The organism is Gilliamella sp. HK2 (assembly GCF_001690265.1).
GTDB classification, from domain to species: Bacteria; Pseudomonadota; Gammaproteobacteria; order Enterobacterales; family Orbaceae; genus Gilliamella; species Gilliamella apicola_C.
Genome location: NZ_LZGV01000080.1, coordinates 45,592 through 71,057, shown reverse-complemented (window position 1 = coordinate 71,057; position 25,466 = coordinate 45,592). Strand labels below are relative to the sequence as shown.

Below are 25,466 nucleotides of genomic sequence, written 5' to 3'. Positions count from 1 at the left end.
GAATAATATGCCTGAATTACCCGAAGTTGAAACAAGTCGTCGAGGCATTTTGCCATATTTAAAAGGACAGATTATACATAAAATTATTGTTAGACAACCTAAATTACGCTGGCCTGTTGATAGCGCTATAAGTAATGCACATGGACAGGTTATTTTAGATATACAGCGTCGAGCTAAATATTTATTGCTACAACTATCTAATAACTGGATCGTAATTCATTTAGGTATGTCAGGTAGTTTACGTATTTTACCAAAGCCTCAAAAAGCACAAAAGCATGATCATATAGACCTCATTTTAGAAAATGGTGTTACATTGCGTTATACTGATCCTAGGCGTTTTGGATCTTGGCTCTGGGCAAATTCGCTAGACGAAATACTGCAATTACAACATTTAGGTCCAGAACCGTTAAGTCATGAGTTTTCAGCTATATATTTATTCGAAAAAGCCAAAAATAGACAGGTTTCCATTAAAAGTTGGATTATGGATAACCATATTGTGGTTGGCGTTGGCAATATTTACGCTTCTGAGTCATTGTTTATGGCGAAAGTCAATCCTAACCGTAAAGTAAGCTCATTACAATTAAATGAATTTGAAAGGCTTGTTGCTGCTATTAAGCAAGTTCTTAGTAAATCCATTGAACAAGGAGGGACAACGCTCAAGGATTTTCTTCAATCTAATGGAAAACCAGGATATTTTGCACAAGAGCTACAAGTTTATGGGCGCAATGGCGAGCGATGTCTAATTTGTGGTGCAGAGATAAAATCGCAAAAAATAGGACAACGCAATACCTTTTATTGTGAATATTGCCAAATATAGCAACGTTAGCTCTACCAAATTATTATTTTTTGTGATTAGTTGCTAAGAATTTTAAATATTTTGCATGTATTGTCTCCCTTTCTTTTACAAAAATATCTTTTTAAGCCCTTTAAACCTTATTTAAATAAGATTAGTATAAGCAACTACAATTAAAGAAGTTATTTTTGTTACTGCGTTGATATACTTTATATAGTAAAACCATTAATATTACAGAGATCTTTTTATTTTAAAGGCTATGGACTTGTTACCTGTTATCAGCTATCTTTTTGCTGAATCATTGTTTATAGCTTGTAAAGTTTAATATATGGGGGGCAATTAGCTGTTGTATCTTAATTTTCAAAGGTTTTGTTTTCTTTTTTACGGGTTTATATTTTATTTAACTCAATGTGTCTTATTTTTATTAAGGAATTTAAGATGATCAAATTCGCTTTTCGCTTTTTGACAACTTGTTTTATTCTATGTTTTACCACGATGGCTAATTCTGAGGTAAGAATTATTATTACCGATGGCGTAAGCTCTGCTAAACCAGTCGCGGTTGTGCCATTTAAGTGGACAGGCTCTGGTCAACCACCACAAATTATAGAAGATATCGTTGCTTCAGATTTACGTAATAGTGGTAAATTTAATCCTGTTGAAGTTAATAGTATGCCACAAAAACCAACAACAGCTTCTGAAGTTACGCCTGCGGCTTGGAATAATCTGGGCGTTTCTGCGGTAGTTGTCGGCTCGATTCAGCCAGATGCTTCTGGGAAATACCTTATCAATTATCAATTAGTTGATATCGTAAATCGCCCAGGTGCCGTTTTAGTACAAAATCAATATTCTATTGATAAGCGTTGGCTCCGTTACGCGGCTCACACTGCAAGTGATGAAATTTTTGAATCATTAACCGGTATTAAAGGTGCTTTTAGAACACGAATTGCTTATGTTGTTAAAACAACTAAAGGACCTTTTTCACATGAATTAAGAGTATCTGATTATGACGGTTATGATCAAATTACTGTTCATCGTTCCAAAGAACCATTAATGTCTCCAACTTGGTCACCAGATGGTAAAAAAATAGCCTATGTAACATTTGAAGGAGGCCATTCTTCACTAGTTTTAAAAACATTGGATAGTGGCGCTGTTCAAACAATTGCGTCTTTTCCACAACATAATGGTGCGCCAGCGTTTTCTCCAGACGGCAGTAAATTAGCTTTTGCCTTATCTAAAGGGGGAAGTTTAAATTTATATATGATGGATTTAAGTAGCAAAAAAATCACGCAAATTACTTCTAATCGTAATAATAATACAGAACCATCTTGGATGCCTGATAATCAAACTATTGTTTACACTTCTGATCAAGCAGGTCGCCCTCAACTCTATAGTATCAACATTAATAGTGGTGCATCTCAAAGGCTAACTTGGGATAATACACAGAATCAAAATGCGCGGGTATCACCTGATGGTTCTTTTATTGCTATGATATCAACCAATAATGGTGAACAACATATTACTCGATATGATATAAGCACAAATACCTATCAACGTTTAACAGACACCTTTTTGGATGAAACGCCAAGCATTGCGCCAAATGGTACTATGATCATTTATAGCTCATCACAAGGATTAGGTACAATTTTGAATCTAGTTTCAACAGATGGTAATTTTAAAGCAAGATTACCAGCAACAGATGGGCAAGTAAAATTCCCTTCATGGTCGCCATATTTATAAGAAGAGGTTATAATATTGCACAATATTGCAATTATTAAAATTGTGTAAAGCACAAGGGCATTATAATATATACCTCTAATCGTTCTGGTTGGTAACGGCTGTTACTTTGAAGTTGGTTAGGTGTGTAAAAATACAGGTAATAATTTATTTAAACAAAAGGAGTTAATACAATGCAATTTTCTAAATTTCTTAAAGTAGCCGCGGTTGCTTTACCACTAATTACTGTCACTGCATGTTCGTCTAATAACAGTAGCAATGTAGCTGGTGTTGCAAGTGGTTCTTTATCAAAAGAAGCTTTAGAGCAATTAAATAAATTACAACAAATCAATACAGTATATTTTGATTTTGACAAATATAATGTTAAATCTGACTATGCAACATTATTAAATGCACATGCAATATTTATTCGTGCAAATAACGTGAAAGTAATTATCGAAGGTCATGCAGATGAACGCGGTACGCCAGAATATAACATTGCATTAGGTGAACGTCGTGCTGCTGCAGTTAAAGCATATTTACAAGGTAATGGTGCTTCTGATAGCCAAATGGAAATTGTATCATATGGTAAAGAAAAACCAGCAGTATTAGGCCATGACGAAGAAGCTTATGCTAAAAACCGTCGTGCTGTAGTAACTTATGCTATCAACTAATAGCATTTTATAACGGCTGATTATTCAGCCGTTTCTTTTCTACATTCATGCTGAGTAATATGATATGCATAAAAAAACACTCGTATTGTTCTTATTTCTTTTATTCACTGGCTGTGCAGCAGGCAGTTCAGAATCGGATAGAACTATTCAGGCACAAGGCCAATTATTAATACAAAATCAGGAAAGGATTAATGATTTACAAGCTGAAGTGGATGCGCTTCGAGGGCAATTAGAAGAAACTAGATACCAACTTAATCAGACGATAGAACGTCAAAAAATGATTCTTCAACAAATGGTTGGTGGCTCGGGCGTTTCTGCAAATGCGAACACTTCTGAGGATAATACTTCTTCATCAACGGCAACAACGCCATCATCTGATTTATCTGGTTGGGAAACTTCGGGTCGTGATAAGGCTGATTATAATTTTATCATGCAGTTTGTTAACGATGGGAAAAAAAGTAATGAGGTCGTTGCGGCATTTCAAAAATTTATAAAAGCTTATCCAAAGTCAGGTTATTTAGCTAATGCTAATTATTGGATAGGTCAACTTTATTATAAGCAAGGAAATAAAGATCAGGCTTCATTTTATTATGCAACTGTAGTGAAAAAGTTTGCGACCTCTTCCAAAGCTGCAGATAGCCTATATAAAGTTGGTTTGATTTTGCTTGAGAAAGGCGATAAGAAAAATGCTAGAATCGTTTTTCAACAAGTTATAAGTAAATATTCTAAAAATAAAAACGTTGTTGATCAGGCTAAAAAAAAGTTAGCCTCGCTAAAGTAAAATGTACAAATAACCATCTGTTAAATAGAAATATCAATAAAAGGGTTGCGTAACATTATAATTATAAGTATTATACCAACCCGAAATTACTTGAAACCTTAAGGAATTAAGTAGTTGTTTTCTGAAATGGGTTGTTAGCTCAGTCGGTAGAGCAGCGGACTTTTAATCCGTTTGTCGAGCGTTCGAATCGCTCACGACCCACCACTCTCTCTAGAAAATTCATCAATCAATCAATCAATCAATCAATCAATCAATCAATCAATCAATCAATCAATCAATCAATCAATCAATCAATCAATCAATCAATCAATCAATTATTTTTTATTAGCCCTTTATAAAGCTTGCTAAGGTGTTAATGAAATAATTTTATTTTGTATTAACAATGTTGGATTGGTGAGAGGATTGCTTTTTATCATTATCGAAATGCTTCGTAGGTGGAAAAAGGGAGATATATCCCTTTTTAAGGTTATTTATTCTTGGCTGCTAATTCAATAATTTTCATTGTTACTTCAAATGATTTAAGAAATGATGATAATGGTAAAAATTCAAAGCATGAATGGAAGTTATGAGCACCAGTAAAGTAATTTGGCGTGGTAAGCCCTCTAGCAGAAAGAGCAGAACCATCGGTTCCTCCACGCATTGCGATGGTTTTTGGTTGAATATTGAGTTGTTCAAATGATTGATAAATTAAATCAATACAGCGACGGTCATTACCTAAATAGTTAGCGATATTGCTATAGGTATCGGTAATGTTACACTCAATTTTTGCTTTTGGATATTTTAAGCTAATAAAACGTATAACTTCTTGTATATAAGCCTTACGCGCCTCATACTTAGCTAAATCAAAGTCACGAATACTCATTTTTAATGTTGTGGTACTTTGATTACCAACGATATCATTAAACCAAAAATACCCTTCTTTGCCTTCGGTATGTTCTGGTGTTTCAAAGCTATCAAAACAGTTAATAATGTCATTGGCAATGCCGATAGGATTGATTAAAACATTTTTAGCAGACATAGGATGAGCAGAGATGCCTTCAATTTCAATAATGGCTGAGCCAGCATTGAATGTCTCATAAACGACTTCACCTAACTCACAACAATCGATTGTGTAAGCAAAATCAGGCTTGAAACGGTTTAAATCCAGTTTTTTGGCACCATTTAAGCCGACTTCTTCATCGGGTACAAAGGCAACATAAATATCGCCATATGTATAATTTTGTTGTTGTAATTGCTCTAACATAGTCATCACAATGGCAATGGCTGCTTTATTATCAGCACCAAGTACGCTAGTACCATCAGTGACAATCAATTCATCATTGAGATATTTATTTAGTTCGGGATGCTGATCGACTTTAAACCAAATATTTTTATCTTTGTTTAATAGAATATCTTGGCCAGTAAAGGTTACTCTCTGTGGCTTAACTTTATCTGATAAGGCAACATCGACAGTATCAAGATGGGCAACATAGCCAATTTTAGGCGCATTTGGGTTATTGCCGGGGAGTTTAGCCGTTACAATACTATGTTCATCAAGATGAACATCTTGTAGATTAAGTTCGATTAACTCTTGTTTAAGTAATTTGGCTAATTCTGCTTGCCCTGGAGTTGAGGGCACATGTGCGCAACCAATAGCGCTTTGGCTTGGAACGTTGACATAGCGTAAAAAACGTTTAACTAGTTGTTCGGTAATATTCATAATATTTTGACTCCTTGTTGTGACTAATTATTTACTGGCGGGTAAACATAACCGCTATCAAAACCAATTGGTAGGCCGAAGAACCAAAAAAGTAATAAGTTTATCGTTAATGCAATAAGCAGTGCAGCGGTATAAGGAATCATCATTGAACTTAATGTACCTACACCTGTGTTTTTACAGTATTGCTGGCAATAGGCAATAATCAGAGGGTAAAAAGCAAACATAGGCGTACTAACATTAACCGCAGAACTAATGCGGTAAGCGGCTTGAGTTAATTCTGGCGAGATACCAACAGACATAAGCATAGGCACAAAAATCGGCGCTAAAATAGCCCACTTCGATGATGCCGAGGTAATTAACACATTTAACATACTTGTTAGAATGATCACACCAAATATGGTTACAACTGGAGGCAGATGCAGTGCTTTTAATAAATCGGCGCCACCAATTGCAATTAATGTTCCAATTTGTGAATGAGAAAAGACATATAGAAATTGAGCACAAAAGAAAGCAAAAACAATGAATGGAATAAGTGATTTAGTGATATTTTCCATTGATTTTACTATATCGCGTGATGATTTAAATGTACCAGTTATAAAACCATGTATTAAGCCTGGAATAGCAAAAAATACAAATAATAATGGCACAATAATTTGCATAATTGGAGCCTTATTGCTTGTCATGCTTCCATCAGATGCACGCAATAAAGAGTTTTCTGGTAACAATAATAAAATTAAACCAATAGCAATAATTATAAAGACAATTGAAGCTACTTTGAAAGCACGATTTTCAACGGGTGTAATCGCTGGCGAGTTGGCAATGTTATCTAATTTTAGATCACTATTTAAAGGCATGGTTGCATTTAATCGAGGCTCGACAATTTTATCGGTAACAAACCAGCAAGCTAATAATACAAAAAAGGTACCGCCAAAACTTAAGAAATAGTTACAAAGTACATTGACTTGATAAGATGGATCAATAATTTGTGCTGCACTTTGAGTAAAACCTTGCATGATTGGATCGATAATAGATGGTGTATAGCTTGAACTAAATCCACCAGCTAATCCAGCGAATGAAGCCGCAATCCCAGCTAACGGGTGGCGACCAATTGCATAGAACATCATAGCCGATACGGGCATTAAAATCACATAAGCTGAGTCAGCAGCAATGTGGCAAACCATACTGACAAAAATCACTGATGGTGTGACTAAATTTTTCGGGGTAATAGCCAGTAATTTTTTGAGTAGCACATGGATATAACCACTGCTCTCAGCAATACCTATGCCTAATGTCGCCACAATTGTAATTCCAAGCGGTGGAAAGTTGATAAAATTAGGTACCATCTTAGTAAAAAAAGTAACAAGATGCTCAGGCGCTAACATATTAACAACAACAAGCTTATCTTGCGTGACAGGATTAATATAGTTAAAACTCACAAAAGAAAGCAATAGCGAAGCAACAAAACAGATGACTAAAGCATAGAAAAAAAGAGTGGTTACATCGGGGATTTTGTTTCCAATTCGTTCAATAGTATTTAGAAAACCCCCTGTTCTTATTGGTGACGGATTTGTTGTCTGATTCATAATAAAATTAGTGTAAATATTGTTCGAATTGACAATCTAACACATATTTATAATGTGGGCAAATAACGTTGTTTTATACTGAAATTATCCTTTTTCTGAATATTTTTTACATCACTATTTTTTACCTAATTGATGTGGTTGGTATTGTGTCAAAAGTGCATTCCAAAGATGAACAAAAGATTAATTTTATAAGAGATAATGTTAAATTTATACGCTAGCGGCTTACCTAATAAAAGGCAAAGTTTATTGAAAAAAGCATGGTGGTTTTAAGCGATAGTTTGTAGACTATGCATCATTATCCGTTTTAGGTTGTATACTTTGTATATAAATTAAATATGAATCTTTTAAAATCTTTAGCAACCGTAAGTTCCATGACAATGGTTTCCCGTGTATTAGGTTTTGTGCGCGATGCCATTATTGCGCGTTTTTTTGGCGCAGGCATGGCGACCGATGCTTTTTTTGTTGCTTTCAAATTGCCTAATTTGCTACGGCGTATTTTTGCTGAAGGCGCCTTTTCTCAAGCCTTTGTGCCCATTCTGGCTGAATATAAGAATCAACAAGGTATTGAGGCAACACGTACTTTTGTTGCTTATATAGCTGGGCTTTTAACCTTAGTATTAGCTTTTGTCACCTTAATTGGCGTTGTTAGCGCACCTTTTATTATAATGTTAACGGCTCCCGGATTTATGCAAGAGTCAACCGAAAAATTTGAGCTTGCAACGACCATGTTGCGTATAACCTTTCCTTATATCTTTTTTATATCACTGGCTTCACTTGTTGGCGCGATACTCAATACATGGAATCGCTTCTCTGTTCCTGCTTTTGTTCCAACACTATTGAATGTCAGTATGATTCTATTCACGCTATTTTTGACTCCTTATTTTAACCCTCCAGTATTAGCGCTTGCTGCATCGGTTGGTGTAGGTGGTATTTTGCAATTACTGTATCAGCTTCCCTATTTAAAAAAAATTGGCATGTTAGTGTTGCCACGTATTAGTTTTAAAGATAGTGGTGTTTGGCGAGTCTTGAAACAGATGGGACCGGCAATTTTAGGGGTGTCAGTAGGGCAAATCTCTTTAATTATTAATACGATTTTTGCCTCATTTCTAGTTTCAGGATCGGTCTCATGGATGTATTATGCAGACCGCTTAATGGAATTTCCTGCTGGCGTGCTTGGCGTAGCATTAGGTACGATTTTATTACCCTCGTTAGCGAAAAGTTTTTCTAAAGGTGATCATAAGCAATATTCTGAGGTATTAGATTGGGGATTGCGACTTTGTTTTTTACTGGCTTTGCCAAGTACCGTGGCATTAGGCGTTATTTCTCGTCCTCTTATATCAACATTATTTGAGTATGGGCAATTTACCCTAAATGATACCTTAATGACACAGCGAGCCTTAGTGGCTTATTCTATCGGTCTACTTGGATTGATTTTAATTAAAGTGTTAGCACCCGCATTTTATTCGCGTCAGGATATTAAAACTCCCGTCAAAATTGCAATTGTTACGTTAATTTTAACACAGCTAATGAATCTTGTTTTTATTGGGCCATTACAGCATGCAGGCCTTTCACTATCCATTGGTTTAGCCGCTTGCTTTAATGCTGGATTATTGTATTGGCAACTGCGTAAAAAACAACTTTATCAACCCCAACCTGGTTGGTATCTCTTTTTAATTAAAGTCATTATTGCCGTAATATTAATGTCCACAGTGTTATGGTCTGGCTCACAGCTATTACCTGATTGGTCAACGGGTTCAATGTGGGTTCGTATAGGGCGATTATTTTTATTGGTAATTGTTGGCATCGTTGTTTATTTTGCATCATTGATTGCTATGGGATTTAAGATTAAACACTTTATTAAACGAATTGATTAACAACAACCAATAATTAAAATTTTGTTAAAAATTTTAGGTAACAGGAACGTTTAAGTAAAAATTAATAAGCAAATAAGATGAATAAAGTGTCTTTTTTACTCTCCCCATTATTGATGGTGTAGTTTATTTTTATTGAGTTGTTTTTTTTCGATGTATTTCGCATTTTTGCAATACCATTACGAAGCTTTTTGGGACGCATTTCAGTTACTAGATTTTGATACTTCAATTTATTTCTATCAAAATAAATTTGTAGATACATTATGGGTTTTTAGCGTGTTGTCGCTTGTTTTGCATTACGCTAATGTTCATTTTGTTAATAAAATCAATGTAATACTATTGATTTTTATGATGATGATATTTTCAATAATTGCTGCATTTATTCAACAAACTATAATTGTTTATTACTACGAGATACCTATTTTCCCGATAATAATAATAGTTATCTCATCAGTTATTTCTTGCGCTTTGCTATACAGCTTATTAATTTACTATTTAACAAATTTCTTTGAAAAATACTTTATAAAAAGCAAACAGTCATTTGCAATTACCGCAACTAATAGCTCAACTATTCACTTCATTTTATTTTCAACGTTTATTGGTTTTATTTTGATTAAAGGGTATGAATTAATCACTAATGCTTTTGACTTAATGCTTAGTGGTTTTCAAGAGTCTTTGTATATTGGTGCTATATTGCTTGGACTGTTTTTGTCTAAAAGCTGTTTTAAGCAACCCTTTAATAAAATTCAATCAGAAAAACTCATTAAAAGTATTTCTGTGTCTGCCATGATGATTTTTATTTGCGACATTCTTTATTTTACTTTCATGTACAAAATGCCGATAAGATATTATATTAACGCTGATGTATTGATACATGCAGGTCGTAGCCTACTCCTATTAGTATTGCTTATTATGCTAATTTGTTTGATTATTAATAAAGTGACTAAGCATTATTTTTTAAAACAAAAATAATAGAGATCAAATAAAATCAATGGGTTTTCTGAATGTTTTTAGCGTAAAATGAAGATTATTGGGGATTGTGTAGTTTCGAATGTGCTAACATTTGCTATTAAAAAATAGCTTAGGTTATTCCACCTAAATTGGGTGGGATTTCGTCTAAAAATACCCTAAACCAAAGTAGTCAAAATAACTAATTTTATACCTAAACAAAAATGTACGTGAAAGTTTTGATGATGCTTTCTAGTTTTATTAGAAATCTAAGCAAAGCAAGATTACATTACCAATATTCTATTCCACGTACTATTTTTCTCTCTATATTCACCAATTTTGTTTCCGCATTTTCTTCATTATCGTCTGTTAAAATTCTTGTTTCGGCTGTGCAATCTCCATACACATTCCTATTATGATAAGATGATATAGTCTTGCCTTTTTATCACCCAAAATAGTTGTAATGCTTTCTAATAAATCATCAGAGTAAGTAGCGATAGTTTATTTTTTTATATGTCTTGAATAAGGGGCATATTCAATAATTGAAGAATATTCATTAAATGCCTGTATTCGATTAAACTTTGTTTTATTATCACATCCTATTAATGTAATAACAAAGCAGTTGATGAAGATAAATTTACCGATGATCTTCATTCCGTAATTTCTTAAGCTTTATTGTTATTTATCATTCAAAAATAAACCCGCTTGCAATCAGCGGGTTTATTAATTTAATAGTAAATGATTATTAAACGTCCAAATAATCCAAGATTCCTTCGGCTGCTTTTCGCCCTTCGCTAATCGCTGTGACTACTAGATCAGAGCCACGAACAGCATCGCCACCAGCAAAAATTTTGGGATTGCTGGTTTGATAGCGGTTAGCTTCTGGCGCGATGATTCGGCCTTGTGGGTCAAAATCAACACCATGCTCAGCTAGCCAAGGCATGGCATGGGGTTTGAAGCCAAATGCCATTATTACTGCTTCGGCAGGTAGAATAAATTCAGAACCTTCAACAATAATTGGTGAGCGTCGTCCTTTTGCATCCGGTTCACCAAGTTCAGTTTTGACCATTCTTACCCCCGTTACTTGTCCTATTCCATTAATTTCAATACTTAAGGGTTGGACATTGAATTGGAAGTTTGCACCTTCTTCTTTGGCGTTTTTGACTTCTCGTTTTGAACCTGGCATATTGGCTTCATCTCGGCGATAGGCGCAGGTGACGTCGCTTGCCCCTTGGCGAATAGATGTTCGTACACAGTCCATTGCCGTATCACCACCACCTAATACCACAACACGCTTACCTTTCATGTCAATGTATGGTGTCTCTTGGGTTTGTGGGTGATTCATAAGATGTTTGGTATTGGCTATTAAAAATGGTAAGGCATCATAAACACCGTTGGCATCTTCATTTTTTAGTCCTGCACGCATGGATTGATAGGTACCAGTACCGACAAAGACGGCATCAAATTCATTAATCAAATCATTTAATTGAATATTTTTGCCTACTTCAGTATTGAGATGGAATTCAATACCCATTTCAGTAAATATACGTCTGCGATTGATTAATACGTCTTTATCAAGTTTGAACGCAGGAATTCCAAATGTAAGTAATCCACCAATTTCAGGATGACGATCAAAGACGATAGGCGTTACGCCATTGCGCACTAATACATCGGCACAAGCAAGACCAGCAGGACCAGCGCCAATTATGGCAACTTTCAATCCTGTTTGCTCAACATTGGATAAATCAGGTTTCCATCCCATTTTAAACGCGGTATCTGTTATATAACGTTCAATATTGCCAATGGTGACAGCACCAAATTCTGCATTTAAAGTACATGAGCCTTCACAAAGGCGATCTTGTGGGCAAACACGTCCACATACTTCAGGCAAACTATTGGTTTGATGAGATAGTTCAACCGCTTCTAATATTTTACCTTCATTAACCAATTTTAACCAATTTGGGATATAGTTATGTACAGGGCAACGCCATTCACAATAAGGATTACCACAAGCTAGGCAGCGATCTGCTTGCGCTCGGGATTGTGAGGCGGAAAAGCCTTCATAAATTTCAACAAATTCTATTTTGCGAATGTTTAGCGATTTTTTGGGCGGTTCAACACGTTGTAAATCGATAAACTGGTAAACATTTTGACTCATTTCGTGCTCTCCTTACTTACTGTGCTTGAATGCGTAGTTCTGCTGATGAGCGACTACGGTGCCCTAATAAGGCTTTGACATCACTGGATTTAGGTTTGACTAAGACAAATTGTTTAGCAAAGTCATCCCAATTAGCTAAAATGTCCTCAGCTCGTGATGAATGCGTAAGTTGAGCATGTTCCATGATTAAACCACGCAAATGTTCTTCGTGGATAGAGTAATCAGCAACATTGAGTAATTCTATGAGTTCTTTGTTAATGCGTTTATGGAAATCACCGTCTGTATCTAAGATATAAGCAAAACCACCAGTCATTCCTGCACCAAAGTTAATGCCTGTTTTTCCTAACACGCAGACAATACCGCCAGTCATATATTCGCAGCCATTATCACCTATTCCTTCAACCACACTAATTGCGCCTGAGTTTCGCACAGCAAAACGTTCACCAGCGCGACCGGCAGCAAATAGTTTGCCGCCTGTTGCGCCATATAAACAGGTATTTCCGGCAATGGTTGCTTCATGGCTTAAAAATGCCGAACCTTGTGGTGGGCGAATAACAATACGCCCACCAGTCATACCTTTACCAACATAATCATTCGCATCCCCAGTTAGCGTTAAGTCTACGCCACCAGCATTCCATACGCCAAAGCTTTGACCAGCAGTCCCATTAAAATTGAGCGAAATAGGATCAGCTGCTAAACCTTGATCGCCATATTTTTTGGCAATATAGCCAGATAAGCTAGTGCCTACAGAACGGTCAGTATTTTGAATGTCAAAATAGAAACTTTTGCTTTGGCGATTATCAACACATTGTTGCGCTTGTGTGATGATCTCTTTATTTAGTACACCTTTATCAAATGGTTTATTGTCTTCAACGCAATAAACTGGTTTACCATCAATTGGTTTTGCTGTTTTTAGCAATCCTGATAGATCCAATTTTTGTTGTTTGGCGGTGATCCCTTCAAGTTCTAATAGTAGATCTGTGCGCCCAATTAGATCGACAATACGACTTACGCCAAGTTCTGCCATGACTTCTCGAGTATTGCGAGCAATAAAGCGGAAGTAATTCATCGCTTTTTCAGGCAGGCCGTGATAGTGCTCACTACGTAATTTTTCGTCTTGCGTTGCAACGCCAGTTGCACAGTTATTTAGGTGACAAATACGTAGATATTTACACCCTAAAGCAACCATAGGACCTGTACCAAATCCAAAGCTTTCAGCACCTAAAATAGCAGCTTTAACAATATCAGCACCTGTTTTTAAGCCACCGTCAACTTGCAGGCGTATTTTGTGACGTAACCCATTGGCAACTAATGATTGTTGTGTTTCAACCAATCCAAGTTCCCAAGGGGAACCGGCGTATTTTACCGAGGTCAATGGGCTAGCCCCTGTGCCACCGTCATAACCTGAAATAGTAATTAAATCGGCATAGGCTTTAGCAACGCCTGTTGCGATGGTACCAACACCGGGTTCGGATACGAGTTTAACCGAAATCATAGCGTGTGGATTGATCTGTTTTAAATCAAAGATTAGTTGTGCCAAATCTTCAATCGAGTAAATATCGTGATGTGGTGGCGGTGAAATTAATGTCACACCGGGTACAGAAAAGCGTAATTTTGCAATATATGGTGTGACTTTATCACCAGGTAATTGACCGCCTTCCCCCGGTTTTGCGCCTTGTGCTACCTTTATCTGGATAACATCAGCACTCATTAAGTAACTTGGTGTTACGCCAAAACGACCTGATGCAACTTGTTTTATACGTGAAACTTTTATGGTGTTGTAACGTGCAGGATCTTCACCCCCTTCCCCTGAATTGGAAAATCCGCCTAGTGTATTCATCGCTGTGGCAAGGGATTCGTGCGCTTCTGGACTGAGTGCTCCAATGGACATGGCTGCTGAATCAAAGCGTTTAAATAATGATTCTTCGGGTTCGACTTGCTCAAGCGGTATGGTTGCATTTTCAGGTGGATTGAGTTTTAATAAATCGCGCAATGTGGTAATAGGGCGATGATTAACTATATCAGCATAACGTTTGTAATCTTCATAATTACCATTATTGACTGCTTTTTGTAGTGACTGCACAACATCAGGATTATAGGCATGATATTCACCACCGTGGACAAATTTAAGTAACCCACCTTGTTCTAAGGGTTTTCTTCTTAACCATGCGCTTTTTGATAAGTTAAATTGGTCTTGGGAAAAATCATCAAAATTAGCGCCACTAATACGGCATGTGACACCTTGAAAACAAAGTTCAACGACTTCTTCATGTAATCCAACGACTTCAAACAGTTTTGAGCAACGATAAGATGCGACTGTTGAAATGCCCATTTTGGACATAATTTTATATAAACCTTTATTAATCCCATTGCGGTAATTAACTATCGCTTCACGATGAGATTTGTTTATCGTACCATTATCCACCATTTGGGATAAGGTTTCATAGGCTAAATAAGGGTAAATTGCTGTTGCACCAAAACCAAGAAGTACGGCAAAGTGGTGCGGATCACGACAACTTGCCGTTTCAACAATAATATTGGCATCGCAGCGTAAATTCTTTTCAACTAAGCGTTGTTGAACAGCCCCAACTGCCATAGGTGCTGGAATGGGTAGACGGTCGGGAGCAATATTTTTATCTGATAAAATCAGTAATACGGTGCCATTGCGAACTTTTGTTTCAGCATCACCACATAATTGTTCAATAGCATCACGCAAGCTACCATCAATTTCATAAGTGATATCTAATGTTTCTGATTTGTAGTAACGTGATTCTAGCGCTGTTAATTGTTGTAGATCCGAATAGACTAAAACAGGATATTTAAAAGCAACTCGATGCGCTTGGCCTTCTGCTTCGGCAAATACATTCATTTCACGACCAATACTGGTTGAAAGTGACATAACGTGTGCTTCACGCAGGGGATCGATAGGTGGGTTAGTAACCTGCGCAAATTTTTGGCGGAAATAATCATAAATTGATCGAGGCTTATTTGATAATACCGCAAAAGGTGTATCATCGCCCATTGAGCCAGTAGCTTCTTGCCCATTTTCGCCAAGTACTCGGATGCATTGATCGAGTTCTTCAGCACTATAACCAAACTGTTTTTGGTAGGTTGCTAGTAATGTATCATCATAATCGCGCGAACCGATGCTATCATCGGGTAAGCTTTCAAATGGGATTAATTGCTTAACATTTTTTGTCATCCATTCTTTATAAGGATGACGTTTTTGTAAATCATTATCGGTTTCAGCAGATTGTAAAATGCGGCCTTCTTCCGTATCGATAACTAACAATTCACCTGGACCAACACGTCCTTTAGTAACTACTTCGTCGGGCTGATAATCCCAAATACCAATTTCAGAGGCACAGGTGATAAGTTTGTCTGTGGTAATAACATAACGTGCAGGGCGTAATCCATTACGATCTAAGTTACATGCCGCATAACGGCCATCAGACATAACAATGCCAGCAGGCCCATCCCAAGGTTCCATATGCATTGAGTTGAAGTCAAAAAAGGCACGTAGATCTTCATTCATGTCTGGATTGTTTTGCCATGCAGGGGGAACAAGTAGGCGCATAGCTCGCACTATATCCATTCCTCCAACTAAAAATAGTTCTAGCATGTTATCTAATGAACTTGAGTCAGAACCAGTGACATTCACAAATGGGGCTGCATCTTGTAAATCAGGGATAAGTGGCGTTTTAAATTTATATGATCGTGCTTTTGCCCATTGGCGATTGCCCTCAATAGTATTAATTTCGCCATTATGTGCCAGATGTCTAAAAGGTTGAGCTAATGGCCAACGTGGAACGGTATTGGTTGAAAAACGTTGGTGGAATAAACAAATCGCGGTTTCCATACGAATATCGGCCAAATCTAAATAGAATCGAGGCAAATCTTTAGGCATACATAAGCCTTTATAAATATTGACCTGATTTGAGAAACTACAAACATAAAATGTATCGTCTTGTACGCGTTTTTCAATGCGGCGGCGAACCATATACAAACGGCGCTCTAAATCAATCTTTGTCCAACCAGCTGGTGCATTAACAAAAACTTGTTCAATTCTTGGTAGCGATGCAAGTGCGATTTCACCCAGAACACTTTTATCAATCGGCACTTCACGCCAACCTAAAATAGATAAGGTTTCTTCGGCTAATTCTTCTTCGACTATCTCACGGCTAGCTTGCGCCTCGGCTTCATCTTGGCTTAAAAACAACATGCCTACTGCATAATTCGTCGCTAAACGCCAACCGGCATCCTCGGCGACTAGACGAAAAAATCGGTCAGGTTTTTGTAATAAAAGACCACATCCATCACCGGTTTTACCATCCGATAATATCGCGCCACGGTGTTGCATACGAGCAAGCCCGTGAATTGCAGTACGCACCACTTTATGACTTGGTTGCCCCTCAATGTGAGCAATTAACCCAAATCCGCAGTTATCTTTTTCATGATGCTGGTTATATAACATATCATTGCCTCTAATTCATCGTTTTTATAATTTGAGAAGGTATAGGCATTAATCCCATATTAGGTATGAAGTTAATTAAAAAAACGTTTTCGGTCAAATAAATATTACTTATAAGTTAATCTTCTCATAACTTATATTTGAGTTATTAATTAAGCTAATAATGACATATACCACTATGATTTTTTAAGTGTTTATAAATTTAAATTGTTTTTTTTAAAATAGCGTATATAAATTAGCTATAAGTTTTTTTTCTTTTATGTTAAAAACTTTCAGAAAAGTATCTGTTTAAGTATAAAATTTAACTCAAGCTAACGACTATAAGTGATGGCGGTATCTTGCTATAATTTGTTATCTTTTATTTTTAATCTATCAATAATGCAAACTAAAATTACAATTGTTGGGGCGGGCGCTGCTGGGCTTTTTTGTGCTGGCCTATTGGGGCAAAAAGGGTATGATGTTACCGTAATTGATAATGGTAAAAAGCTCGGGCGTAAAATTTTAATGTCTGGTGGTGGTAAATGTAATTTTACTAATTTATCTGTTGAGCCATCCCATTATATTTCTCATAATCCACATTTTTGCAAATCTGCTTTAAAGCGCTTTACCCAGTGGGATTTTATACAATTAGTCAACCAATATGGTATTAGTTATCATGAAAAAGCTCATGGCCAATTATTTTGTGATAATTCAGCGCAAGATATCGTTGATCTGCTAGTAAAAGAGTGCCAAAAGGGGCATGTTAATTTTGTGATGCGAACCCAAGTTGAAGATATTGATAGTAATGGGCAAGGGTTTCAATTATATACTTCTGGTGGCATTATGGATAGTGAAAATCTTATTATTGCTACAGGCGGTTTATCTATGCCCGCACTCGGTATGACATCAATAGGCTATAAAATTGCTGAAAAATTTGCTATTCCTGTTGTACCAGTAAAAGCTGGATTAGTGCCTTTTACGTTGCATAAGCCTTTACTGGATGTGCTTGCAAATTTGTCTGGTATTGCAATTCCAGTTGAAGTTTCTAATCAAAGAATGAGCTTTAAAGAGAATCTATTATTTACGCATCGAGGGCTTTCTGGACCAGCTATTTTACAATTGTCGAGTTATTGGCAAGCTGGTGAATCAATCACTATCAATTTATTACCTGAATTAGTATTTGAATCATCGTTTAAACTATTATTAGAACAAAACCGCAATCAGACTATAAAAAACTGCTTGGCGTCGCTTTTACCCAAAAGGCTCATTGAAGCATTAATACAATTAAATTTAATGGACGATTTAACGGTGAAACAGCTTACCCCTAGACAACAGCAGCAACTTTATTACAACCTAACACACTGGAAAATTACTCCAAATGGAACAGAAGGTTATCGTACTGCCGAAGTCACACTGGGCGGTATAAGCACTGATGCGTTATCCTCCAAAACTATGGCGGTTAAAACACTTCCTAACCTCTATTTTATTGGTGAGGTGGTTGATGTTTCGGGGTGGCTCGGAGGTTATAATTTCCAATGGGCATGGAGTAGTGCATTTGCATGTGCTCAGGCGTTTAATTGATCGTTTTTGATGCTTAAAATTAAGCATCAATTACCCCCATCTGAATATGATACTTTTTGACTTTATATTGTAATGTTGTGCGTGAAATATTTAAGTTTTTTGCCGCCGTTATAATTTTGCCATTAGCTTGATTCAATGCGTCAATAATCAGTTGCCGTTCAAAGTTTTCAACTTGTTCGGTTAAGTTACCTCCATTAGGAGATGTTTGAACAACTGTTTCATTGTGCTTATTTGTATTATCATCTTCAGACTGCGGGTTATTAAGTTCAAATAACTCTTCATCAAGGGTAATATGCTGTAATTCACCAGGTTCGTTTTGAAGTACCATACTTCTGACAATGGCATTTTCAAGCATACGCACATTACCAGGCCAATGTGCTGACATTAATTGTTGTAGTGCTTGTTTACTGATACCACTAATGACTATATTTACATCGTTTTTATGTTTATCAATAAAATAACGAGCTAAAACGGGAATATCTTCTGTTCTGTCTCGCAAAGCAGGAAGTTTAATTAAACCAACGTTTAATCGATAAAATAAATCGCCTCTTATTTTTCCCGTTTTTAGCAACTCTGTCGGTGATTCATTCATGGCGGCAACGATACGAACATCTGAATGTTGTTCTTTACTACCACCTAATGGCCAATAGGTTTTCTCTTGTAGAAATCGCAATAGCTTACTTTGCATATCAAAAGGCATTGCATTAAGTTCATCAAGAAACAGTGTGCCTCCGTTAGCTAGCGCTAAATAACCCTGACGGTTTTCGGCCCCCGTAAACGCACCTTTGACTGTGCCAAATAAAGTGCTTTCAATCAGGGTAGTTGGTAACGCACCACAATTAAGTGAGATGAAAGCTTTGTCACGGCGTTGACTTGTCTGGTGTATTAAGCGAGCAAACAGTTCTTTACCTGTTCCTGTTTCACCTACAATTAGTACAGGAACATCATTGCGTCCTAAAATATTGGTTTGGTCAATCACTTTCTGCATTTTTTCCGAAACAAAAACAATATCGGGTAAAGGCTGTTCTTTATTGTGGTATAACTTACTATGTAATTTAAAAACTTGATCTTGCAAATGTCTAACCGTTGATAAGTTTCGGCCTATCTCAATGGCACCAATGATTTCTTCTTTATTATTATAAAGCGGAACAGTTGTATGCAAATAATCAACCAACTTACCAACATGGTTATAATAAGTTTGGTAGTTATCTTGGTATTCTTTACCAAGTTGCAAAGCTTGCAACATAGTACTATCTTCTTTTTTTAAGTTGGGGTAAACCTCAAGCATGGGGTTACCAATAGCTTGCTCTTTAGGGTAGCCATCGAGTTCTGCACTTTCCTGATTGTAATAAATATAATTGCCATTTTTATCAATAATAGCTATCGGTTGATGGATTAAATCAAAAAAATGTTTAAATATTTCCAATGCTTGTAATAACTCAGGATCAATGGTCATGATATTAGTACCTTTTTATGTTTGGATTATTTACTAAATTTTGCTTCGTTTAATTTAAATGCTTTTCGGCCATCATCAAAAAATGACAAATTTTTGTCATAAAAACATATTTTGTACTAAATGACTAATTTTAATTTTGGGGCTAAACTTATTAACTAATTGATTATATTTGATTCTAATTTTGGCATGCTGATTGCATTACCAGTGAGAAGTCTGTTACATATTTCTATATACTAAATTAACTGGAGGTCATATGTCTGACTCAATTATGTCAAATTATAACAAATTACGTACCAATCTTGTAACAAAAGATCGCCGCTTTAGTGCTCAAAATGGCAAATTATGTTTTGATGGGGTTAATTTAGAAGAATTAGCCAAAAAATATCCAACTCCTTTTTATGTGTTTTCTGAGAAAGAAATTGATCGCAATGTTCAAGAAATAAAAGATGCATTTAAGGCTCATCCAAATACAAAAATCTTCTATGCCTCAAAAACCTGCTCAGTTATGGGGGTGCTTAAGGCGATTAAAGATGCAGGTATTTATGCCGAAGCAAACTCGATGTTTGAAGTGCGTAAATGCTTAGAAATAGGCTTTAGTGGTAGCCAAATTGTGTTCAACGGTGTGGTTAAAAAACCAGTTGATTTGGAATTTGCAATCCAAAACGATCTTTATATTATCAATGTTGATAGTTTATATGAGCTTGATATTATTGATGAAATTTCAAGGCGTTTGAAGAAAGTTGCAAATGTTTGCGTGCGTGTTGAGCCAAATGTGCCGTCAGCAACCCATGCAGAATTGGTTACAGCTTATCATGCCAAATCAGGTATTGATTTAGAACAAGCAGAAGAAACTTGCCGACGCATTCTCGAAATGCCATATGTTCATTTACGTGGTTTGCATATGCATGTTGGGGATCAAGTACCCGAAGTAGAACCTTTTGCAAAAGCAACGAAAGTATTAGTTGATGAATCTCGCCGTTTAGAAGAAGTACTTGGTATTAAATTTGATTTAATCAACGTTGGAGGCGGTATTCCTGTTCCATATAAGTATGACGAAGAAAATGGCAATCCATTGCAAGATAATATGTATGCAGGGATTACTGCTCAAGACTTTGCTGACGCGGTAATTAGTGAAGTACACAAATGGCGTACTGATGTTGTAATCTGTATTGAACCAGGTCGTAAAGTAACTGGTTCTGCCGGCGTGCTTGTCACCGAGGTTGCTTGTGAAAAACGTAAAACTAACTACGATTTAGACGGTAACATTGAAGAGCATGTTGAGTGGAAATTTGTTGATGCTGGTTATAGCGTTTTATCTGATAGTCAACATTTTGATTGGTTCTTCTATGTTTATAATGCGTCAAGAATCAATGAAGAACACGACGAATATATTAAATTAGCTGGTCCTTTATGTGATGGTGGCGACTACTTCCATGTCGGTGTTAAAGGTGAAGAATTTTTAATGCCAAAAGATACGCAAATTGGCGATATTGTTGCTTTCTTGGATGCAGGTGCTTATACCATTGAAAGCCAAACAGTCTATAACAATCGCCCTCGTACATCTGTTGTTATGATAGATAAAGAAGGTAAAGACAGATTGATTCGCCGTGAAGATACTTACGAAGATATGGTTGGATACGACGTGTATTAATCATGAACTATCTGGAGCATTTATTGCTCCAGATATTACAATGTGAGGTTATTATGAGTGATTCTAAAGATTCAAGTTTACTTGGTATTAAAGACATTGTGTTTATGAATGTTATTGCGATACTCAGTTTACGTCAAATTCCAAATGTTGCTCCCTATGGGGCGTCAGCAATGGTGCTTTGGTTACTTGCTGCATTTTGTTTGTTTTTTCCATTAGCGATGGTTTGTGGTGAACTTTCTACTGGTTGGCCAAAAGATGGTGGGATATTTGTTTGGGTAAAAGAAGCATTTGGTAAACGAGTTGGCTGGATAGTAGTTGTTTGTTTCTTGTTTTCTTGTGTGCTTTTCTTCCCATTAATGTTGCAATTTGGCTTTACGGCAATTGGCTATATGTTTAGTGCTGAGTTGGCCCAAAATCAGGTGTTTATTGGGGTGGGATCCATGGTGGTATTTTGGATCTTAACATTAATGAATATTAAAGGCATGAAGTGGACTAAAATCATTAACAGTGTTAGTGCATGGTTAGGTGTGTTTATTCCTGCCGGTATTATTGTGTTATTAGCGATTGTATGGTTAATGACTGGTCACTCTATGGCAACGGATTATAGTCATGTTAGTGATTGGGTTCCGGATTTAAGCAGTTGGGATACTATTGTTTTCTTATCAAGCATGATGTTTGCGTTTGCTGGTTTTGAAGTGGCTCCAATGATTGCTGGCCGTACTCGTAACCCACAACGTGACTTCCCTAAAGCGATGGTTGTTTCAGCTATTGTGATTGTGGGTATTTATATGATTGGTACTTGGGCAATTAATACTTTATTGCCAGCAAAAGATACTGATATTGTTGCAGGTGTAATGCAAGCGATGGAAGTATCGGCAAAAGCGTTACATATGCCTTGGTTATTACCAGTAATGGCAATTTGTTTATTCTTTGGTGCGTTAGGTCAAATTAACTCATGGTTAGTTGGTCCTATCTATATGTTACAAGAAGCATCAAAAGAAGATAATTTGCTTGGTGAACGTATCGGTCGTTTACACCCGGTATATCAAACACCAGCTTTTGCTTTAATTGTTCAAGCGATTATTGTAACAGTACTTTGTTTTTCAACTTTCGTTTCACCAAGTATTGCAGCTGCATATTGGATGTTAACTGCGTTAACAACAATTTGTTACTTTATTCCTTATTTAGTGATGTTTATTGCGTACTATCGTTTGCGTATTGCTCAACCAGATGTGCCACGTAGCTTTAAGATTCCGGGTAAAGTTTTACCAGTTGTTTTACCAGCTTTAGGATTCTTATCTACACTATTTGCGGTGATCTTGGTGTTTATTCCACCAGCACAAATTGATATGGGTGGATATGCTGAGTACATCGCTAAAATTGTTGGTGGTGCAGTGCTTGCCATTGTGTTAGCTGAATGGATCTATCATCGAGCTCAAAAACGTAATCGTTTGCAACAAGTTAAAGATATAGAGGAGTAATATTATGTACAAACCTATATTAGAAATTGATTTACGTAAATTAAGAGACAATGCTCGTGTTGAAAAAGAGCTACTTGCTAAACACGGCATTGAAGTAATGGCGGTTAATAAAGTTTTTGATGGTTGTGTTGAAACTGCTAAAGCCGTGCTTGATGGCGGTATTGATGTGATTGCCGAGTCAAGAACTTACAATTTGAAGAAGCTTAAAGATGCTTTAAATTGTAAAACTTGTTTATTGCGTAGTCCTTGTTTAAGTGAGATTAGTGATGTTGTGAAATATGCTGATATTAGCTTAAACAGCGAAAAACAAGTGATTAAGGCACTTTCTGATGAGGCGGTAAAACAGCAAAAAGTCCATCAAGTATTATTAATGGTTGATATGGGTGATTTGCGAGAAGGTATTTGGTTTGAACATGTGGATGATATTATCGATACTGTCAAACTCATTCTATCGTTACCGGGTGTTGAGCTTTATGGGCTTGGTACTAATTTTAACTGTTATGGTACTGTTTTACCAACGGTTAAAAATGGTGTGGATTTTTTACACATAGCACGTAAAGTAGAGCAATCTTGTCATATTAAGATAAAATATTTATCAGCTGGTAATTGTACTAGTTACCACCTGTTGGATAAAGGTATTTGGCCAGAAGGGCTGAATCATTTGAGAATTGGCGGTTTGCATGAGTTCGGTATTGAATATGTGGATATGAAATACCTTGATGAATTTCATCATTCCAACAAACCTGTCGATAAAGCGTGCAGTAATTTATATAAGTTTTACGCGCAAATTATTGAGCTCAATAGTAAGCCGACAGTTCCTGTTGGTGAGTTAGGTGTAGATGCTTTTTTAAACAGCAAAACCTTTGTTGACCATGGTACACGTAAACGAGCCTTGCTGGCTTTTGGTCGTCAAGATGTGCCGGCAGAAAGCTGTGTACCTATCAATGATAATATTACTGTATTGGGTCAAACCAGTGATCATACTATTGTTGATATTGAAGATGTTTCTGAAACATTACGTGTTGGCGATATGATTGGGTTTGAGCTTGATTATACAGCGCTACTTATGGCTTGCCAAACTAATGGTGTAGAAAAACGGTTTGTTTATTAATGTATCAGCTGCTGGGCAATCAGCAGCTATTATTGATTACTAGGCGGTTTACATGGCAACATCAGAAGCTCAAGAAAGCCCTTATCCTAGCACCTTAAAGAAGAACTTGAAAAATCGTCATTTATTGATGATTTCATTAGGTGGTTCGATTGGTACTGGGTTGTTTATTGGTATTGCAGCACCACTTAGCACGGTTGGACCATTGGGGACGATCATTGCTTATTTTCTTGCCGGTAGCATTATGCTATCAACTATGCTGTGCCTAGGTGAGCTTTCTTGTGCATTCCCACATGCAGGTTCTTTTCAGCATTATGCATTAATGTTTATTCCTCATCCTATTTGGAGTTATACCATTGGCTGGTTATACTGGTTAAGTTGGGTGCTATCTATGGCTGCTGATTTAACGGCTGCCGCTATGATTGCCCATCAAGCCTTTCCTGCTTTTCCTATTTACCTTTTTAGTTTGTTAATTCTTATTGTCATTACCTCGGTACATTTAACCTCAGTTCAAGCATTTGGAGAAAGTGAGTATTGGTTTTCAACGATTAAAGTGTTAGCAATAATTGCTTTTATTTGTGTAGGAATTTATTTACTTCGTCAGCAATATAGTCAAACACATGTGTTACCAACATTTAAAACCGAAAGAGGGTGGTTTCCTAATGGTTTTTTCGCCATATTTATTTGCATGACTATTGTTACTTATTCATTCCAAGGGATCGAATTGATCGGTAATGCCGCCGGCGAAGCACAATCTCCGCAATCTGTGTTGCCCAAAATAATTACTGGTGTTGCTTTTCGTATTATTCTGTTTTATATCTTGGCTATTGCTGTTTTAGCGCTTGTTTATCCATATGGAACGGTTCATTCTGAAATTAGTCCATTTGTATGGGTATTTAACCAAGCAGGGATTAAATTTGCTTCTTATATGATGCTTTTTGTCATTTTTTGTGCAGCAATATCGGCCGCAAATTCAGCTATTTATGCTAGTTCAAGAATGTTATGGTCTATGGCGCAAGATAACTTAGCACCAAAATACTTTTCAGTAGTTAATCAACGAGGTGTGCCCACAAAAGGTATATTATTTATTGCTATTATTGCGTTAGTTTCGCTATTTTCGAAATATATTGCTGCTGAAAAATTATATCTTTATTTAGTCGCAGGAACAGGGCAGGTTGGTTGTTTTGCGTGGATTATCATTGCTTGGTGTCAGTATCGATTCCGTAAAGGGGTCAATTGTGGTAAATACTCAAAAGACATGATCAAGTTTAAATCACCACTGTTTCCTTGGCTTGCTTTTATCTCTATTATTATGAATATTGTTATTATTGTTGGTGTTTGGTTTGGTGAGTCAGGTCATTTTATTTTATTATCTGAAATAATTTTAATTGCAATCATTCTAATTTCTTATTTTTTCTATAAAAAAAGAAATATTACAATAAGCCATAATTGATTATATATTGCAAAGCTATGTAATCACTAGCACAAAATTTATTATTGTTAGTGATTACAGGCTATT

General features: G+C 36.4%; 16 protein-coding genes and 1 tRNA gene. 12 read left to right on the top strand and 5 right to left on the bottom strand.

Going from position 1 to position 25,466, the window contains the following annotated elements; all coding sequences use genetic code 11:
* Positions 1–7 precede the first annotated feature (7 nt).
* From mutM to A9G45_RS08100, 5 genes are all read left to right on the top strand, one after another.
* Positions 8–817 (top strand): bifunctional DNA-formamidopyrimidine glycosylase/DNA-(apurinic or apyrimidinic site) lyase, encoded by an 810-nt coding sequence (gene mutM / locus A9G45_RS08120; protein ID WP_065567794.1) that lies wholly within the window; start codon positions 8–10, stop codon positions 815–817.
* A gap of 417 nt (positions 818–1,234) precedes the next feature.
* Positions 1,235–2,530 carry a Tol-Pal system beta propeller repeat protein TolB gene (gene tolB, locus A9G45_RS08115; RefSeq protein ID WP_065567802.1) on the top strand — a complete coding sequence of 432 codons (1,296 nt, stop codon included), beginning with the start codon at positions 1,235–1,237 and terminating at the stop codon, positions 2,528–2,530.
* A gap of 170 nt (positions 2,531–2,700) precedes the next feature.
* On the top strand, positions 2,701–3,180 hold the full coding sequence (gene pal, locus A9G45_RS08110) for a peptidoglycan-associated lipoprotein Pal (protein ID WP_065567793.1): 480 nt from the start codon (positions 2,701–2,703) through the stop codon (positions 3,178–3,180).
* 64 nt (positions 3,181–3,244) lie between these two features.
* Positions 3,245–3,961 carry a tol-pal system protein YbgF gene (gene ybgF, locus A9G45_RS08105; protein WP_065567792.1) on the top strand — a complete coding sequence of 239 codons (717 nt, stop codon included), beginning with the start codon at positions 3,245–3,247 and terminating at the stop codon, positions 3,959–3,961.
* A 128-nt stretch (positions 3,962–4,089) separates the two neighbouring features.
* Positions 4,090–4,165 (top strand) — tRNA-Lys (locus tag A9G45_RS08100).
* 262 nt (positions 4,166–4,427) lie between these two features.
* Here A9G45_RS08100 and pepT read toward each other — a convergent pair.
* Both pepT and A9G45_RS08090 read right to left on the bottom strand, forming a co-directional pair.
* Positions 4,428–5,660, bottom strand: coding sequence for a peptidase T (gene pepT, locus A9G45_RS08095; RefSeq protein ID WP_065567791.1), 1,233 nt, complete (start codon positions 5,658–5,660; stop codon positions 4,428–4,430).
* A gap of 23 nt (positions 5,661–5,683) precedes the next feature.
* Entirely contained in the window at positions 5,684–7,243 is a 1,560-nt protein-coding gene (locus A9G45_RS08090) for an AbgT family transporter (protein ID WP_065567790.1), read from the bottom strand.
* 335 nt (positions 7,244–7,578) lie between these two features.
* Between A9G45_RS08090 and murJ the strand changes: the two genes are divergently transcribed.
* Together murJ and A9G45_RS08080 are read left to right on the top strand one after the other, a co-directional pair.
* A complete protein-coding gene (gene murJ / locus A9G45_RS08085; protein WP_065567789.1) occupies positions 7,579–9,117 on the top strand; it encodes a murein biosynthesis integral membrane protein MurJ in 1,539 nt (512 codons plus the stop codon).
* A gap of 150 nt (positions 9,118–9,267) precedes the next feature.
* Positions 9,268–10,086 carry a hypothetical protein gene (locus A9G45_RS08080; RefSeq protein WP_065566326.1) on the top strand — a complete coding sequence of 273 codons (819 nt, stop codon included), beginning with the start codon at positions 9,268–9,270 and terminating at the stop codon, positions 10,084–10,086.
* A 721-nt stretch (positions 10,087–10,807) separates the two neighbouring features.
* Here the strand turns inward: A9G45_RS08080 and A9G45_RS08075 are convergent.
* Positions 10,808–12,220, bottom strand: a complete 1,413-nt coding sequence (locus tag A9G45_RS08075; protein WP_065566327.1) for an FAD-dependent oxidoreductase — start codon at positions 12,218–12,220, stop codon at positions 10,808–10,810.
* 16 nt (positions 12,221–12,236) lie between these two features.
* Positions 12,237–16,694 (bottom strand): glutamate synthase large subunit, encoded by a 4,458-nt coding sequence (gene gltB, locus A9G45_RS08070; protein WP_065566328.1) that lies wholly within the window; start codon positions 16,692–16,694, stop codon positions 12,237–12,239.
* 375 nt (positions 16,695–17,069) lie between these two features.
* Here gltB and A9G45_RS08065 point away from each other — a divergent pair, with 375 nt between their 5' ends.
* Complete coding sequence (locus A9G45_RS08065; RefSeq protein ID WP_065566374.1) at positions 17,070–18,251, top strand: NAD(P)/FAD-dependent oxidoreductase; 1,182 nt, start codon at positions 17,070–17,072, stop codon at positions 18,249–18,251.
* 19 nt (positions 18,252–18,270) lie between these two features.
* Here the strand turns inward: A9G45_RS08065 and A9G45_RS08060 are convergent, their stop codons facing one another.
* Positions 18,271–19,710, bottom strand: coding sequence for a sigma 54-interacting transcriptional regulator (locus A9G45_RS08060; RefSeq protein ID WP_141673642.1), 1,440 nt, complete (start codon positions 19,708–19,710; stop codon positions 18,271–18,273).
* Between the two features lie 250 nt (positions 19,711–19,960).
* On the opposite strand from A9G45_RS08060, the gene lysA reads away from it, so the two are divergent.
* From lysA to A9G45_RS08040, 4 genes are read left to right on the top strand one after another with little or no spacing between them, the layout of a single operon-like run.
* Positions 19,961–21,358 (top strand): diaminopimelate decarboxylase, encoded by a 1,398-nt coding sequence (gene lysA, locus A9G45_RS08055; RefSeq protein WP_065566330.1) that lies wholly within the window; start codon positions 19,961–19,963, stop codon positions 21,356–21,358.
* A 53-nt stretch (positions 21,359–21,411) separates the two neighbouring features.
* The gene (locus A9G45_RS08050) at positions 21,412–22,839 is read left to right on the top strand and encodes an APC family permease (RefSeq protein ID WP_065566331.1); all 1,428 of its coding nucleotides are present in this window, start codon (positions 21,412–21,414) and stop codon (positions 22,837–22,839) included.
* Positions 22,840–22,843: 4 nt separating this feature from the next.
* Entirely contained in the window at positions 22,844–23,950 is a 1,107-nt protein-coding gene (locus tag A9G45_RS08045; protein ID WP_065566332.1) for an alanine/ornithine racemase family PLP-dependent enzyme, read from the top strand.
* 52 nt (positions 23,951–24,002) lie between these two features.
* Positions 24,003–25,400, top strand: coding sequence for an amino acid permease (locus A9G45_RS08040; protein ID WP_065566333.1), 1,398 nt, complete (start codon positions 24,003–24,005; stop codon positions 25,398–25,400).
* Positions 25,401–25,466 lie beyond the last annotated feature (66 nt).